At 33.6% G+C, this 15,396-nt stretch carries 14 protein-coding genes; 12 read left to right on the top strand and 2 right to left on the bottom strand.

From position 1 onward, the window contains the following. Positions 1-7: 7 nt before the first annotated feature. The 3 genes from ACPWTF_RS00635 to ACPWTF_RS00625 all read left to right on the top strand — a co-directional run bounded on the left by ACPWTF_RS00635 (position 8) and on the right by ACPWTF_RS00625 (position 1,875). The gene (locus tag ACPWTF_RS00635; protein ID WP_427873967.1) at positions 8-298 is read left to right on the top strand and encodes a hypothetical protein; all 291 of its coding nucleotides are present in this window, start codon (positions 8-10) and stop codon (positions 296-298) included. Between the two features lie 9 nt (positions 299-307). Next, positions 308-1,024, top strand: a complete 717-nt coding sequence (locus ACPWTF_RS00630) for a hypothetical protein (RefSeq protein WP_427873966.1) — start codon at positions 308-310, stop codon at positions 1,022-1,024. Between the two features lie 173 nt (positions 1,025-1,197). Beyond that, positions 1,198-1,875, top strand: coding sequence for a hypothetical protein (locus tag ACPWTF_RS00625; protein WP_427873965.1), 678 nt, complete (start codon positions 1,198-1,200; stop codon positions 1,873-1,875). Between the two features lie 140 nt (positions 1,876-2,015). Here ACPWTF_RS00625 and bioB read toward each other — a convergent pair whose 3' ends face one another. After that, positions 2,016-3,005, bottom strand: a complete 990-nt coding sequence (gene bioB, locus ACPWTF_RS00620) for a biotin synthase BioB (protein WP_427873964.1) — start codon at positions 3,003-3,005, stop codon at positions 2,016-2,018. A gap of 273 nt (positions 3,006-3,278) precedes the next feature. Between bioB and ACPWTF_RS00615 the strand changes: the two genes are divergently transcribed. Genes ACPWTF_RS00615 through ACPWTF_RS00605 form a run of 3 tightly spaced genes read left to right on the top strand, consistent with a single transcriptional unit; the run spans position 3,279 to position 6,945 of the window. Next, positions 3,279-3,482, top strand: a complete 204-nt coding sequence (locus ACPWTF_RS00615; protein WP_427873963.1) for a hypothetical protein — start codon at positions 3,279-3,281, stop codon at positions 3,480-3,482. A gap of 3 nt (positions 3,483-3,485) precedes the next feature. Beyond that, the gene (locus ACPWTF_RS00610) at positions 3,486-4,784 is read left to right on the top strand and encodes an aminopeptidase P family protein (RefSeq protein ID WP_427873962.1); all 1,299 of its coding nucleotides are present in this window, start codon (positions 3,486-3,488) and stop codon (positions 4,782-4,784) included. Position 4,785: 1 nt separating this feature from the next. Further along, positions 4,786-6,945: a DPP IV N-terminal domain-containing protein gene (locus tag ACPWTF_RS00605; protein ID WP_427873961.1), complete on the top strand. Its 2,160-nt coding sequence runs from the start codon at positions 4,786-4,788 to the stop codon at positions 6,943-6,945. Positions 6,946-7,078: 133 nt separating this feature from the next. On the opposite strand, the gene ACPWTF_RS00600 is transcribed toward ACPWTF_RS00605, so the two are convergent. After that, the gene (locus ACPWTF_RS00600) at positions 7,079-8,290 is read right to left on the bottom strand and encodes a M24 family metallopeptidase (protein ID WP_427873960.1); all 1,212 of its coding nucleotides are present in this window, start codon (positions 8,288-8,290) and stop codon (positions 7,079-7,081) included. Positions 8,291-8,840: 550 nt separating this feature from the next. Here ACPWTF_RS00600 and ACPWTF_RS00595 point away from each other — a divergent pair. From ACPWTF_RS00595 to ACPWTF_RS00570, 6 genes are all read left to right on the top strand, one after another. After that, the gene (locus ACPWTF_RS00595) at positions 8,841-9,443 is read left to right on the top strand and encodes a murein L,D-transpeptidase catalytic domain-containing protein (RefSeq protein WP_250837607.1); all 603 of its coding nucleotides are present in this window, start codon (positions 8,841-8,843) and stop codon (positions 9,441-9,443) included. Between the two features lie 220 nt (positions 9,444-9,663). Then, positions 9,664-10,689: an NAD(P)-dependent alcohol dehydrogenase gene (locus tag ACPWTF_RS00590; protein ID WP_427873959.1), complete on the top strand. Its 1,026-nt coding sequence runs from the start codon at positions 9,664-9,666 to the stop codon at positions 10,687-10,689. A gap of 549 nt (positions 10,690-11,238) precedes the next feature. After that, the gene (locus tag ACPWTF_RS00585; RefSeq protein WP_427873958.1) at positions 11,239-11,613 is read left to right on the top strand and encodes an acetolactate synthase small subunit; all 375 of its coding nucleotides are present in this window, start codon (positions 11,239-11,241) and stop codon (positions 11,611-11,613) included. A 76-nt stretch (positions 11,614-11,689) separates the two neighbouring features. Then, a complete protein-coding gene (locus ACPWTF_RS00580; protein ID WP_427873957.1) occupies positions 11,690-13,474 on the top strand; it encodes a mechanosensitive ion channel family protein in 1,785 nt (594 codons plus the stop codon). Positions 13,475-13,703: 229 nt separating this feature from the next. Continuing rightward, positions 13,704-14,870, top strand: a complete 1,167-nt coding sequence (locus ACPWTF_RS00575) for a hypothetical protein (RefSeq protein ID WP_427873956.1) — start codon at positions 13,704-13,706, stop codon at positions 14,868-14,870. A 10-nt stretch (positions 14,871-14,880) separates the two neighbouring features. Next, entirely contained in the window at positions 14,881-15,378 is a 498-nt protein-coding gene (locus ACPWTF_RS00570) for a DUF4280 domain-containing protein (protein WP_427873955.1), read from the top strand. Positions 15,379-15,396: the final 18 nt, after the last annotated feature.

Here is a 15,396-nt window from a genome sequence, read left to right as displayed (position 1 = left end):
GCTGTAAATGTATTCGAGTTCAATAAAAAAAACAGATAACATTATATATAAAGAAATTCAAGGTAAACCAATGCTTCATTATTTTGAGATATTATTAAACAATAAAAAAGTAGATTTTTATACTTTTTCAATACCAGAAAGCCAAAAATTTAAAATTAATACCACTAGAAAAGAATTGGAAGAAATTGTGAAAAATGACAATCCTGAGAAACAGACAAAATATTGCATATATGTAAAAGAACAAGATTGCTATTATTATGCTAACAATATGTTGATTCGTGTTTCACATTGTAATTAAAGAGCAGCAATGAAAGCAAGAGTTTTAAACATTAGCATTGATGATCTTTCTGATAGCTTTTCAGAGATAAGTAATTGTATTAAGAAATATTATCCAATAGGGCTAACAAGAGAAGATGAAAATTACTTTTCGTATTCAGGAATAGTTGCATTGAATGAAATAATTAAGAAAAACGAGGAAAAAGAATGGAATATTGGGCTTTTGGAAAAGTTAAAATTAGATTTTCATGACATATCTGAGACAACCGCAGGATTAGTTCCTAATTTCTCTGGAGTTATAAGATTAAACAACACATTTGAGAGTAGGACAGAATTACATTTTTATAAAAGCTTGATAGGGAATTATTTTTCTATTGAAGTCTTAGAAAATATCCATCTTAAGGAAATTTCTCATCCTGTTTTTGGCAAACGAAAAACTTGGGCTATTGAGAATATAGTTGTTTCACCTGTTGGAGAATATGAAGAAGTTTTTCTGAAAGTATATCAATCAATTGTTGAAAAATATAAGGGAGTAAAATTTCTTCCTTATATTTTTGATTTATATAATATAAACAATTTAGATGTGCCTTACAAATCGAATAATGAGGTAGTAACTATCGCAGGAGCATTTTTTCAAAAATTTTCATCTTATGAAAAATCAATCACAATAATTGGAGATATTAATTATCAAATTGATCGATTAAAAAAGGATGGCGACAATGGAAAGCTAGCACAAACGTCCCACTAGTGAAAGAAAAATACGAATGTTTCACATGAGATGATGAGTACAAAATACTTAGATGTCATGTATCCATTTTTAAAAAGAAGTGGCGAAAAGTGAGTCCCAAATGCTTTCGGCATTGCGTAGCACTAATGAAGAATACTTTATGGAAAAGTATTAATTACTAAAAAAATAATTTTATGATAGAACAACTTCTAAAAAAAACCAACGATAAAAAGTTTTATAATGATTGCGATTTAAAACTTGAATCTTACAGGTTTCAAACTTCAGATCACACTTTAGAAATGATATTTTCAATTAATCAGAACAGCTATGACATTCCTATTGAATATGAAGAATGGAAAATTACTTGTTTAAAAACAGAAAAATTCGACGGATTCTTTTGGAGTTTAACTTTGCCTTATGTAAAGATGAAAATCTTGGAGCATCATCCATTATTGCTAATTTTTCATGAAAACATAATCGAATGTGAAATCCAAGGTAAACCTTTGAACGTAAATGAATTTATAGGTGAAATAAGTAATATTCTGGAAAAAGAGACTGGAAATTGGATTACTGTAAATGAATACTTATGGAATAATGAAGAATTCTACCAAAAATATTCAAAGCGAACAATTGCGATACCTAAGTCTCTAGGTAACTCTATAATGCAAGTTTGTAAAAAGCATGATATGGATTTTCAAATAAAAAATGAAGTTATTGGTGAAAAGAAAGGTTATAAAGATAAATCAAATGTTAAAATTCTAATATTTGGTAATGAAGATGTTAGCCCAAACGATTTTAATCTTTGTCAGCCCTATATAATTGCAGAAGAATTATCGCAGAAAGAATTAAATAATGCGAATAGATATAGTTGAATAGTAAATTTTCTAGAACTAGAGGAGATTTGAAAATATTCTTGCTCCTCGAAGAGTTCCAAAACTGAATTGAAAAAGATACGCAAATGTCTCTTTTAAGACTTTTGCGCATTTTTTTATATTAGAAATATATCAGCTTTTTAAACCACAGAACAAGCACTTTTATTCTCTTTCACCAAAGGTTTAAGTCCAAGATTTTGAAACATTTGCATGTCTTCAGAAAGTCCAGGGTTTGGTGTTACCAATAAAGTTTCGCGTTCTCCTGTAAAAATAGAATTGGCTCCAGCCATAAAACACCAAGCTTGTTCTTCTTCGGTCATTTCGATGCGTCCGGCACTTAAGCGTACAACAGCAGCAGGCATAATAATACGTGCAGTGGCGATCATTCTAACCATATCCCAAAGAGGCACTTTTGGATTATTTTCTAGAGGAGTTTCTTTTACTCTTGCCAAAGCATTTACAGGAACAGATTCTGGATGAACGGGCATAGTAGCCAAAGTTGCCAGCATAGAAACACGATCTGCAGGAGTTTCTCCTAAACCAATGATTCCGCCAGAACAAACTGTAATTCCTGCTTTTCTGACATTATTAATAGTATTAAGACGCTGATCAAACTTACGTGTACTGATGATTTCGTCATAATAACTTTCAGAAGTGTCCAAATTATGATTGTAGGCATACAAACCCGCTTCTTGCAGACGTATAGCTTGTTCTTCGGTAAGCATTCCTAGCGTACAGCAAACTTCCAATCCAAGATCGTTAACACCTTTCACCATTTCAATAACACGATCAAAATCTTTGTTATCACGAACTTCACGCCAAGCGGCAGCCATACAAAAACGAGAAGAACCACCATCTTTTGCTTTTTGTGCGTGCTCCAATACTTTTTCGGTTGGCAATAAAGCTTGAACTTTAATATCGGTATGGTAACGTGCTGCTTGTCCGCAGTAAGAACAATCTTCAGGACAGCCGCCTGTTTTTACAGAAAGCAAGGTGCAAACCTGTATTTCTGAAGGTTTATGCCAATTGCGGTGTACAGTTGCAGCCTCATAAACTAATTCTAATAAAGGCTTATCGTATATAGCTTGAATTTCTTCTTTGCTCCAGTCGTTTCTTATTTGTCCGTTCATTTTTTCTTTTGATGCTTTATGATTTTTACCCAAAAGTATTGTTTTGCTGTATCATCAAAATGTACCACTTTTTATATTTTGAGTAGTCCGGTTTATAATAACAAGTTAAATGCTTTTAGAATTGGGATGCTTAATTCTTTACCAAAAAACTAAATATATCGTCGATATATTATTAAAAAAGGTCTAAAACAACTGTAGGAACAACGAGAATAAATTTTGCAAATTCAGCGTTCTCTATTGTAAAGGACAAATCTGTTTTAGTTCTTTAAACTTTTGTTCCAAGTATACAAGGTTGGGCAAAAGTGTACGCCAACAGGTATGCCGATTATTGCCAGAGATAAAAAAATCGTAAATTTGACCTTAGCAACAGGACATGCCATGATGGGATTAAGTCTGGCACCGGCGACAGGAAAAATCGTGATAGAGATTATTTCTGGTAAACCTGCTTCTGTGGCTATTGACCGATTCCAAATATAAAATATGAGATACAATGCAATTCCGGTTTCTTTGTTTGTAGAAAACCGAAAAAGATTTACCGAAAAAATGAAGCCGAATAGTTTGGCTATTTTAACTTCAAACGACGTAATGCCAAATAACGCAGATGATGTTATGGGCTTTTCACAAAACAATGATTTGTTTTATCTGTCTGGAATTGATCAGGACGAAACCATTTTGGTGCTTTATCCAAATGCTTTTAAAGAAGAAAACAAAGCCATACTTTTTGTAAAAGAAGCAAATGAACATACGCTGATTTGGGATGGTAATTTTTTAACTAAAGAACAAGCTACGGCAATTTCTGGAATACAGAATATCAAATGGATTCATGAGTTTGAAAAGACTTTACAGCTTTTTGCTTTTGAGGCCGATACTTTTTATTTAGGGCATAACGAGCATATCAAAAGAGTCACTGCTGAAATGGAAACCAGACAAGACAGAATGATTAAATGGTGCAAGGAAAAATATCCATTGCATCAATACGAGCGTGTGGCAAAAATAACGCGTGAATTACGTCCAGTTAAATCAAATGAAGAAGTTGATTTAATCAAAAAAGCAACAGCACTTAGCGTTGAAGGTTTTCATAGAGTTTTAGGTGCAATTCGTCCTAATATTAAAGAATACGAATTGGAAGCCGAATTGTTGTACGCTACCGTTAAAAATGGCGGAACAAGACAAGCATTCAAATCAATTATAGCATCTGGCGCAAATGCATGCTCGCTTCATTATAATTCCAATGATGATGTTTGTAAAGAAAACGAAATGTTGTTGCTTGATTTTGGAAGCTGTTACGGCAATTATAATTCAGATACAACAAGATGCATTCCGGTTAACGGAACTTTTAGCGCGAGACAAAAAGAGATTTACGAATCGGTTTTACATTGCTTGAAAGAAGGTTCAAAATTATTGAAACCTGGAGTTTTATCGAAAGACTACGAACTTCAAATGGCGAAATTAATTGAAACCGAATTGGTGAAATTAGGTTTGATTACAGAAGACGAAATAAAAAATCAAGATCCAGAAAAACCAGCTTACAAGAAATATTTTATGCATGGAACGGCACATCATTTAGGTTTGGATGTTCATGATGTGGGATTATATTCTAGACCTTTTGAAAAAGGAATGGTGCTGACTTGCGAACCTGGAATTTACATTAGAGAAGAAGGAATAGGCTGTCGTTTAGAAAATGATTATCTGATAACAGAAAACGGAAACATTAATTTGAGTGAAGCCATGCCGATTGAAATTGCAGAAATTGAAAATTTAATTAAAAATAAAAAGTAAGATGAAAAAGTGTTTGTTGTTTTTTCTGTTTGTATGTACATCTGTTTTTGCACAGCAGGATATTGATATTAACGATCTAAATTGGCTACCAAATTCTCATTCGTTTTGGGTAAACAAAGACAATAGCGTGGTGGTTTATGATGTTGATAAATTAGATAAGCAAAGTACGATTTTGTCTAAATCGCAATTGAGAGCGGCAGGATTTACAGGAGAGATCGAGAAGTTGGTTTGGAATGACTCAAAAAACAAAGTTTTGGTATATACCAATTCAAAAAAAGTATGGAGAGAAAATACCAAAGGCGATTATTGGTTTTTTGATTTGACTACAGGAAAAGGAAAACAATTAGGTAAAAACCTTGATGCATCTTCCTTAATGTTTGCTAAATTTTCGAGCGATAATGAAAATGTTGCCTATGTTTCCAAACATAATATTTATGTGGAAAATCTAAATACAGGGAAAATAACTCCTTTAACAACAGACGGTACAGATAAAATCATCAACGGAACTTTTGATTGGGTTTATGAAGAAGAGTTGGCTGCCCGTGACGGATTCAGATGGAGCCCAGACGGAAAAAGTATTGCTTTTTGGAGAGTAGATGCCACTTCTACTAAATTCCATTTCATGATCAATAATACCGATTCGCTTTATCCAGTTATTGTTCCAGTTGAATATCCAAAGGCAGGAGAAAAACCGTCATCAGTTAAAATCGGAATTGTAAATATTGATTCGGTGCAAACCAATTGGCTAAACATTCCAGGAGAACCTGATAATAATTATTTAGTTCGTATGAAATGGCTTAACAACGAGTCTGTTATGGTGATTCAGTTAAACCGAAATCAGAACCAAGTTACTATGTATGATTGCAATGCAAAATCGGGATCTGCTAGAGTTATTTACAAAGAAGAATCGACTTCGTGGATCGATGTTTTTGATATTTCTGCGGGAGAATACGATACTTTTCCTTGCCAGTTTGTAGATAATGGAAAAGCCTTTTTATGGAGTTCTGATGCAGACGGATGGATGCATATTTATAAAATAAGCCTTGACGGAAAATCAAAAGAATTGATAACCAAAACTAATTTTGATGCTTATTTTAAAGCTTACAATGAAAAGACAAAAACAATATATTTTATTGCAAGTCCAACAGATGCTACACAGCGCTATTTATATGAAACAAATTTAAGCTCAAAGAAAACAAAAAGAGTAACTCCAGAAGCTTTTGAAGGTACAAATGCTTACGTTTTTTCGACAGATGCATCATATGCCAAACATACTAATTCAAACATTAAGAGAGACTTCAACACAAGATTAGTGGCGCTTTCGGGACATAAAAAAATATTGCCGAAAGAAGCTGATGTTTTTGCTAATCCGAAACTTAATTATTCGTTAGAAAAATTTAAAGTAAAAACTAGCGACGGTATTGATATTGATGGAATTATGGCAAAACCATTAGATTTTGATCCTTCAAAAAAATACCCTGTGTTCTTTTATGTATATGGAGAGCCGATGGCTTCAGTAGCAAACGATGAACCTTATTTTAATTATTTTATTGCGAAATTAATTCCAAAAGGATACATCGGAATTGCGATGGATAATAGAGGAACTCCTGTAATGAAGGGAACAGAATGGAGAAAATCTATTTATAAAAACATCGGAATTATCAATACTCGCGATCAGGCAATGGCAGCCAAAGAAGTTTTAAAATGGAATTTTATTGATTCTGATCGTGTAGCCATTCACGGATGGAGTGGTGGTGGCGCTGTAACTTTAAATTTAATGTTTCAATATCCAGATATATACAAAACCGGAATCGCGATTGCAGCGGTAACAGATCAGCATTTTTATGACAACATCTACACAGAACGTTACATGGGATTGCCAGAAGGAAATGAAGCGAATTACAGTAAAGCTTCACCGGTTACTCATGCAAAAAATCTAAAAGGGAATTTATTGTATATTCATGGAACAGGCGATGATAATGTGCATTATAAAAATGCTGAGGTTTTAATTAATGAATTAGTTAAGTATGATAAAATGTTCGATTTAATGATTTATCCAAATCGTTCTCATGATATTTCTGAAGGAGAAGGAACAGTGAAACATTTAACGGATACTTTTATTCGATACATAGAAAAAAATTGTCCGCCAGGAGCAAAATAGAAAATAATACATTTATAGAAAAAGGAGAATTTCAAATGAATGAAATTCTCCTTTTTTGTGAGGTAGAAAATATTGGAATTTGGAAACTTAAAATTTGATTTTTTTTTAGTTAAAATATGATAATATTTTAAACCTATAATCCAAAAGGATTATCAATACTCTGCATTGGTTCAGTAAACCATTTCGGGCCATCCGCAGTCATATAAAAATGATCTTCATGACGAATACCAAATTGTCCAGGCATACAAATCATAGGTTCGTTACTTACTACCATTCCTTCTTTTAAAACGGTTTGATTGCCTCTAACCAAATAAGGATATTCATGAATGTCTAATCCTGTGCCGTGTCCAACGCGATGTGGCAAGCCTGGAATTTCATAATCACCGCTTAATCCCGCTTGCGCTAAAACTTTTCGCGCGGCATCATCAACAGAACCACATGTGGCTCCAATTTGTGCCGCATCAAAAGCTGCTTTTTGAGTTGCTTTTTCAAGGTTCCAGATTTTTCTGTGTTCCTCATTTGGAGTTCCGTAAACATAGGTTCTAGTAATGTCAGACAAATAACCTTCCAATCGGCATCCAGTATCAATCAACACAACATCATTGTCCACTAAATTCTGAGGAGCCGTAACACCATGAGGATATTGCGAATCTTCTCCAAATAGAACAATACAAAAATAAGAGCCAGATGCAATACCAGCTTTGATGTGCGCTTTGTGTATAAAATCAACAACAGTGCTTACTTCAATTCCGGGATATAATATACTCGCTGCTGCTTTTTGAACCGTCATTGTAATGTTTTTTGCTTTTTGAATAATAGCAATTTCATTAGCCGATTTATGCATTCTGCAACCTGCTGTTATGGGCTGCGCATTTACAAAACTAAAGTTCGAATTTGCTTTTGAAACACCATCAATAAGAAAAAAAGAAGCCGATTCGTCTAGCGCAATATTGCCCTCAATGATGTTTTTACTTTTTAGGATATTTCCAAATAATTCGTACGGACTTTCATGTTCTTCCCAGAAATTTAGATTTCCTTCAACTTTCATAAAAGTCTTGAAAGTGCCTTCTTCAAATTTCGGAACAATATATTCAATAGTTTCGTCTTCAAAAATGATTGCGCCAACCATACGTTCAGAAGCATTCCATTTTGTTCCTGTAAAATAATACAGATTAGTTCCAGCATTCACATATAATGCTTTACAATTATGCTCTTTCATTAAAACAGCTGCTTTTTTTACACGCTGTTGGTACTCCGATAAAGCAATGGGTACGACATCAAGTGTCATATTTTGTATTTTCCCTAATTCGATATCTATAGTTGATCCGCCAACTCCAATTGTCATTTTTTTATTTTTTAGTTATTATTTAAATGGGTTAAACTCTAGCAAAGTTCAATTTTTCAATAAAATTAAAAGTATTATTTCGATTTTGTCCTATGTTGATGCAAACTAGTTAAAATATTATGTTTTCGTATAGTATCAGTTTACACTTCAGAATTTCAAGAAACATCATCAAATCTGCAATAAAGACTAAATGAATAATTTTCTAAAGCTATTATAAAGCGGGTAAATAAGTTTAATTTACTATTACTTTTAGGTTTCCTATAATTTTTGTCAACTGAGTTTTGACTTGGCAGAAATTATTTTTTCTGACTATTTATTAATAAAGAAAAAAATAAAAGTCAGAAAAGAAATAATATTAACACTAGATGTGGCGTTTCAACATTAAATCAGGTATTTTAATCGAAAATTAACATATAATGTTGTTGTTTTCAGATATTTATAATATCTTTAACTTATGATATGGGAATTGTATAAGATTTGTGTATAATTTTGCAACTGAAAATTAACAATTGACCCCAAGTCATAACTATTAACTTAACATTTGCCGGATATGAGAGTATTTTTATTGGCACTGCTATTTTCCTTAAGCTCGTTTACCTCATTAAGTATGTGGGACGAAGATGAAATTTTAAACGAAGTCGAATTTGCAAGGCTCAATGAGCATGTAAATGAGATTAAGTCTTTTACAGCGTCAAATCACAAGTATAGCAATAAAATTGCTTTCCTTGTTGATATGAAAATCAAATCAGGAAGAAATCGTTTCTTTGTTTACGATCTAGAAAACAATCAAATTTTGGATCAAGGCTTAGTAGCCCATGGAAAAGGTTCTGAAACTGGAATAAAAGGAGATATTTTACAATTTAGTAATTCTCCAGAATCTAACTGCACTTCACTAGGAAGATATTCAGTAGAAAAACCATATAAAGGTATATTTGGTAAAGCTTTCCGACTTGCTGGATTAGACGAAACCAATAATAATGCAATGAAACGTGCTATTGTATTGCATTCTTACAAAGAAGTTCCATCTGATGAAAAAGAATACTATATCATCAATAGCCACGGCTGCCCAATGGTTAGTCAAGAATTCTTAACTAGACTTTCAAAATATATAGAAAGTACAAATTCTAAAATCTTATTGTCTGTTTATTACTAAATAAAAGACATTAAAATATAAATGAAAAAGAGAGCGTTGGCTCTCTTTTTTTATGCCATTAATCTAAAATTTAATCAATTCTTCCCTTGTTCCAAAACAGGGACATTTTCTCTCAAACCCCCATTATTAGCAATAAATTAGGATAAACTTAACTCGTTTAATAAAGTAGATAGGAAATACAAGTCGTAAATTAGTAGAATAGTAATCAAAAGTTTATTTTATGAAAGCAGTACGTTTTTTTGGACACAAAGATGTCCGTGTTGTTAATGATCTTGAAAAACCGGTTCCTAAAGGTGATGAAGTTTTATTAAAAATTGGCGGTGCTGGTGTTTGTCACTCAGACCTGCATATTATAGACGAGGGAACTGTTGTGGGAACAGTTTTTACTCTAGGACACGAAAATGCTGGATGGATCGAAGAAATTGGCGAAAATGTAGAAGGATATAAAAAAGGGGATGCCGTTTTAGTTTATGGTCAGTGGGGTTGCGGTCATTGCAAACCCTGTCAGCAGTCGAAAGAAAATTATTGTGATCATCAATCTGAGCAAGCGTATGGCGGCGGATTAGGATTAGATGGCGGAATGTCCGAATATATGCTAGTGCCATCTTCTAGACTTTTGGTGCCTATATTTGACTTAGATCCTGTTATTGCTGCTCCACTGACAGATGCGGCACTTACGCCTTATTCTGCTATAAAACGTTCACTTCCTAAATTAATGGCCGACGAATATGTTGTAGTAATTGGAGTTGGTGGATTAGGACACGTTGCGTTACAGATATTAAGAGAAATATGCGGAGCAGAAATTATTGCTTGCGATGTTACCGAAGACAAATTGGCTTTTGCAAAAGAATTGGGCGCAGCTTTTACAATTAATTCTAAAGATGTTGATGCCGCAGAGCAGATTCAGAAAATTACAGGAATCAAGAAGGCAAAAGTAGTGCTTGATTTTGTTGGAGCAACTTCTACAATAGATTTAGGAACAAAAATAGTGAGCCTTGATGGAGATCTTACCATTGTGGGGCTTGGAGGCGGACATTATCAGTACAGCATGAACGGATTGCCATTTGGGGTGAGTATGACCAATCCGTATTGGGGATCAAGAACAGAACTGATGGAAGTTGTAGGTTTGGCAAGGCAAAAGAAAATTCATATAGAAATCGAAAAGCATAAACTAGACGATGCCAACGAAGTATACGAAAGAATGAGACAAGGAAAAATAAAAGGTAGAGCCGTTTTAATACCTTAAAAATCAAAATAGAGAAATCCGTCACAATAGAGACGGATTTTTTGTTTGAGGAAATATAATGTTTGCAGATTAAAAAATATCTATATATTTGCTCATCAAATCAAACAAATGAAAAATACAATTAACATTACTGCAATTATTATCGCGATTATCATTAGATAGTGGTGCAGGGATGTTATATAAATAAGTAAAAGATACAATTTAGAAAACCTCCCCGCAACGGGAGGTTTTTTTGTTTACAGCAATTATGAAAAATTCAATTCAGAATAGCATTAGTATTTCAATTATCATTATTCGTATTCCATGACGAGTTAGGATTCTATTGTCTATTCATAAAGCCTTTCTCAGTCAAATGTGAAAGGCTTTTTTATTTCTCAGTAACCCATTCAAAAAAAGAAGTACAAATAAAAATTTAAAATGAAAAACGAATTTACTCTAACGATCTACTCTGAAGATCAGATACGATTAATCACTAAATTATCTAGCCTATTTTTAAGAAAACAAATACAGATTTTGAGTCTTAATATCTCTATTAGCTAAATAGAGCATATGTACAGACACACCATTGTAGTAAATGAAAGTTTAGATACAGTTATAAATTTAGCGGCACAGATAGAGAAGATTATTGAAGTTTTTAAATGTCATTATTCTTCAAATGATGAAATTGTTTCTAAACAGATGGTATTGTTTAAAATGGCAACAGAAGTATTGATGACGAATGCGAATATGGAAAGTTTGCTTCGTGAAAGCGATCTCAAAGTTTCTGAGATTGAAAGAGAGTATGTCATACTTCAAACTGTGGGAACAGATGAAGAAATGGAGCAATTGACTGAAAAATTAAAAGGATTTGGATTAATTGAATTTGTTATGAGTTCTAGAATAGCCCTTTTGAAATCTAGTGAAGGTTTTTGTGTGGAAGTTTAAAAAAAGCAACATAAACAAGTTGTTTTTCTACTATATTTCTTATTTTTAATAGTCTAAGTTACTAAAGCAAAAATATATGATTTTAGGTGCTAAACGTTTATTTCATTTTTTACTGTTGATTTCAGTCTTAACAATAACTCCTTGTAAACTAGAAGCACAGCTTTTAGGCGGAGCAAAAACTACGACTGAAGAACCTGTAAAAACTCCTGACGATTCTTTAGGAAGAAGAACCCCTCAAGGAACGGTCAACGGATTCATAAAAGCAATCGGAGATCAGAATTATCTGCGTGCGAGCCAGTATCTTGTGTTAAGTAAACGTTCTTATCGTAAAACAGCCGAAAGAGTACGAATAGCCAAAACTTTTCAGCAGCTGCTGGATCAGGGAGGTAATTTCTCTCCGTCATCAATTCTAAGCAATAAAGAATTAGGACGTCTAGACGATAATTTGACAACGGGTATAGATTTGGTTGGAAACATATCTACAGATAAAATAAATATACCGCTTTACTTAGAAAATCAGGCAGATGATAGCGAGCCCGCTTTATGGCTTTTTTCTGCTGAGACCATAGAAGCAATTCTTGCAGCAGATATTAGCGGAGAAAAAACTTTTTTAGATAGGGTTTTACCCAAGTTTCTGAAAGAAAGAAAATTAGGAAATGTTCCAATTGGTCACTGGGGAGTAGTGGTGGTGATGGCAGTGGTTACTTATTTATTGTCGAGACTTCTTATTTTCGTACTCATTTTTCTGATTCAAAAGATATGGAAAAAAGCAGATAGTGAAAAAGGAACTGCGATTATAGATGCCTTTACGCTTCCAGTTCAAATGTATCTTACGGTGATTTTATTCATCGCATCAACACAACGAATGGGAATTTCGATAATAGTTCGCCAGCGGTTTAGCATTATCATAATCACAATCGGGATTTTAGCTTTTCTAATTCTGCTTTGGAGAATGACCGACTTCGTGAGTATGTATACCAGAAGCAGAATGAACAGTAGTGGTAGAGCTTCTGCGGTATCTGCGGTATTGTTTTTAAGCCGTACCATGAAAGCTGCAATTGTGGTAATCGGAATTATTGCAATCTTAGGAATTATTGGAGTCGATGTTACAGCCGGACTTGCTGCACTGGGTATTGGGGGGATTGCATTGGCTCTAGGAGCACAAAAAACAATAGAAAATTTTGTAGGTAGTGTTAGCCTTATTGCCGATCAGCCATTGCGAGTTGGTGATTATTGCCGAGTTGATGATATAAAAGGAACTGTAGAAGCAATCGGAATGCGTTCTACTACACTTCGTACAGCAGCTCGTACTATTGTTACAATCCCAAATGGGCAACTGTCGGCTAGTAAAATCGAAAATTATGCACATCGCGACCGTTTTATATTTAATCCGATTTTTGGCTTTAGGATGGAAACTACTCCAGACCAGATGCGCTATCTGCTGGTTGAATTAAGATCTTTGCTTTACGCACATCCAGCGGTTTTAAATACGCCGCCAATAGTTCGTTTTACTGGAATTACAGCCGATGCTTTAAAAGTTGAAATTACGGCTTATATTGAAGCTATAAATGTCGAGACATCACAAGAGGTTCAGGAAGATCTTTTATTGCGAATGATGGATATTATAGAAAAAAGCGGTACTTCTCTAGCTTATCCGTCACAAACATTATACATGGCGCGTGATACTCCTTTTTCTAAAGAAAAGGCAGATGAAATCTCCGAAACCGTTAAAAAGTGGAAAGAAAATAACGAATTGCAATTGCCTAAGTTTGATCCAAAACGGGTCGAAGAATTAAAGGATAGCATTAAATATCCAGATAAAGGAAGTTTTGATCCTAATCGGGATAATACTATGTTTTAAAATAAAAGGGCTGTCAAAATTGACAGCTTTTTTTCTAATATTGATATTGAAAAGACTATTCTTCTGCCTCTTTTCTGTCTTCAAAATATATTTAAATTAAAAAATAAATCGGTTTTTTCCTATAATACATTCTATGCCAAGGCATTGGGAATTTTCATACTTTTTCTTATTAGTATATTTATTTTGCAGGAAAAAACATATATTTGAATCCAACTATTTTACCAGCCTAATGCTTTATATTCCAGAATCTTCGTATGAAGATTATTTAACCTACAAGATTAAAAAAGGAGATACTCTACTTAGTGTCGCTCAAGATTTGGGCGTTGAACCTTATCTTCTCAGAAGTTATCATAACCGATATGTTCCATCTACAAAAGACTTAATCGAAGCAGATTTTCCTCATCATCTAGAATATCTTATTCTGGAACCTCAAAAGGTTGTATTTAGTGATGAAGAAAGAGAACAAAACCGAACAAAAATCAATACTTCAGGTTCCTTTAAACTTTCTTTTGACAATTCGCACATCAACAATTCATACTCCGTTCTTTACTCTATTGAAAAGGGACAAAATGTATATCATATAAAACAAGAATTCAATGTAAGATGGAGAGCTAGAAATGAAGATGGCTATTCTTTTTTTGAAGTAGACCGAATTGGACATCTTTATATAAATGACACACAAACTTCAACAATGGCCGATGAAATTGCAGAAAAAGCTTCTGCGGCCTTATATCCTTTATTGGTAGTTGTTGATCAATCTGGAAAATGGGTTTACATTAATAACTTTAATCAAATTGAAGAACGTTGGATTGAAGCCAAAAAACAGATTAAAAAATATTACAAAGGCGAGCTGGTCGAAAAATATATCTCTATTTATGACCGAAATTTAGAAGACAGCGATTCCTTGTATATTTCACTTTCAAAAGACTGGTTTCTTAATGCCTTTTTCAACGAAATTCATATTGAATATCCTGCCTCTTTGAGCATTCAAAAAGAGCAAGAATTTCCATTCATGGCTAAAAGCGACAATCTTAATTTTAAGGTTGAGCAAAAAGTAGATGAATACTTAGACATAGATAATTTTTTAGTGATTGACATTAATGGACAATTAAATGACCAGCGTACTAAGACTGATCTTGAAAAAGAATTAGGCCTGCCCGTAAAAGAATATTCCGAAGAAAAAGCTACAGGAAAATACAGAGCAAAATATTTTCTAAATCCACAAAAGCATATGCCCGAAGTGATTTTTATAAGCTGTGATCTAGCATTCGAAACACCTCAAAAATTTTCGGTCACGATATCCAACAAAGACGATCAAAAAGAAATGAGCGCAAAACCTGAACCACAATTATTTGTTGAAGAAGTCGAACCTAAAAAGAAGTGGTGGCAATTTTAAAAATCAAACTATGAGCGAAAAACATTTTGTAGTACAAGGCGCCACTTGCAAATGCAAGTTTAGCGAAGATCCTTCTAAAACAGATAAAATTAAAGTCAAATCGCAAAATAAACATTTTGGAAATGATAGAGAAGGTTCAGAAAAGCTTTTGGCTACCTCGAAAGAAATTGGTCAGACTTTAGAAAAAAATACCTTTGGCAAATGCAAAAAACAACCTGTAGGAAACAGTTTTATGGTCTGCCAGGCCACAATCACCAAATGGAGTGGTTTTTATGAAAAAGTGACCCTTAGCAATGAAGGCAAAATATTATTGGAAGACAGCAAAGCAACCTGCCCGATGGGAGCGCCCGATTGTATCGAAATTACAGATCACGGACAAACCGCAGAACCTGGCGAACAGAATTTTAAAAATGCAGATCCTATGGTACACAATCTTATAAACCCAATGGTGGATGTGAGAGAAATGTATACAAAGGAAGCGAAGCATGAAGGAATAAGCGATGCATAATTGATTAAAAATATTTTT

It is taken from the genome of Flavobacterium sp. MMS24-S5 (genome assembly GCF_050320125.1).
Lineage (GTDB): Bacteria > Bacteroidota > Bacteroidia > Flavobacteriales > Flavobacteriaceae > Flavobacterium > Flavobacterium tyrosinilyticum.
This window is presented reverse-complemented; position numbering and strand designations above follow the sequence as displayed.

Coding starts and splice junctions, on each gene's coding strand:
- ACPWTF_RS00635 (WP_427873967.1), top strand. CDS start 8: ATGTATTCGAGTTCAATAAAAAAAACAGATAACATTATATATAAAGAA.
- ACPWTF_RS00630 (WP_427873966.1), top strand. CDS start 308: ATGAAAGCAAGAGTTTTAAACATTAGCATTGATGATCTTTCTGATAGC.
- ACPWTF_RS00625 (WP_427873965.1), top strand. CDS start 1,198: ATGATAGAACAACTTCTAAAAAAAACCAACGATAAAAAGTTTTATAAT.
- bioB (WP_427873964.1), bottom strand. CDS start 3,005: ATGAACGGACAAATAAGAAACGACTGGAGCAAAGAAGAAATTCAAGCT.
- ACPWTF_RS00610 (WP_427873962.1), top strand. CDS start 3,486: ATGAGATACAATGCAATTCCGGTTTCTTTGTTTGTAGAAAACCGAAAA.
- ACPWTF_RS00605 (WP_427873961.1), top strand. CDS start 4,786: ATGAAAAAGTGTTTGTTGTTTTTTCTGTTTGTATGTACATCTGTTTTT.
- ACPWTF_RS00600 (WP_427873960.1), bottom strand. CDS start 8,290: ATGACAATTGGAGTTGGCGGATCAACTATAGATATCGAATTAGGGAAA.
- ACPWTF_RS00595 (WP_250837607.1), top strand. CDS start 8,841: ATGAGAGTATTTTTATTGGCACTGCTATTTTCCTTAAGCTCGTTTACC.
- ACPWTF_RS00590 (WP_427873959.1), top strand. CDS start 9,664: ATGAAAGCAGTACGTTTTTTTGGACACAAAGATGTCCGTGTTGTTAAT.
- ACPWTF_RS00585 (WP_427873958.1), top strand. CDS start 11,239: ATGTACAGACACACCATTGTAGTAAATGAAAGTTTAGATACAGTTATA.
- ACPWTF_RS00580 (WP_427873957.1), top strand. CDS start 11,690: ATGATTTTAGGTGCTAAACGTTTATTTCATTTTTTACTGTTGATTTCA.
- ACPWTF_RS00575 (WP_427873956.1), top strand. CDS start 13,704: ATGCTTTATATTCCAGAATCTTCGTATGAAGATTATTTAACCTACAAG.
- ACPWTF_RS00570 (WP_427873955.1), top strand. CDS start 14,881: ATGAGCGAAAAACATTTTGTAGTACAAGGCGCCACTTGCAAATGCAAG.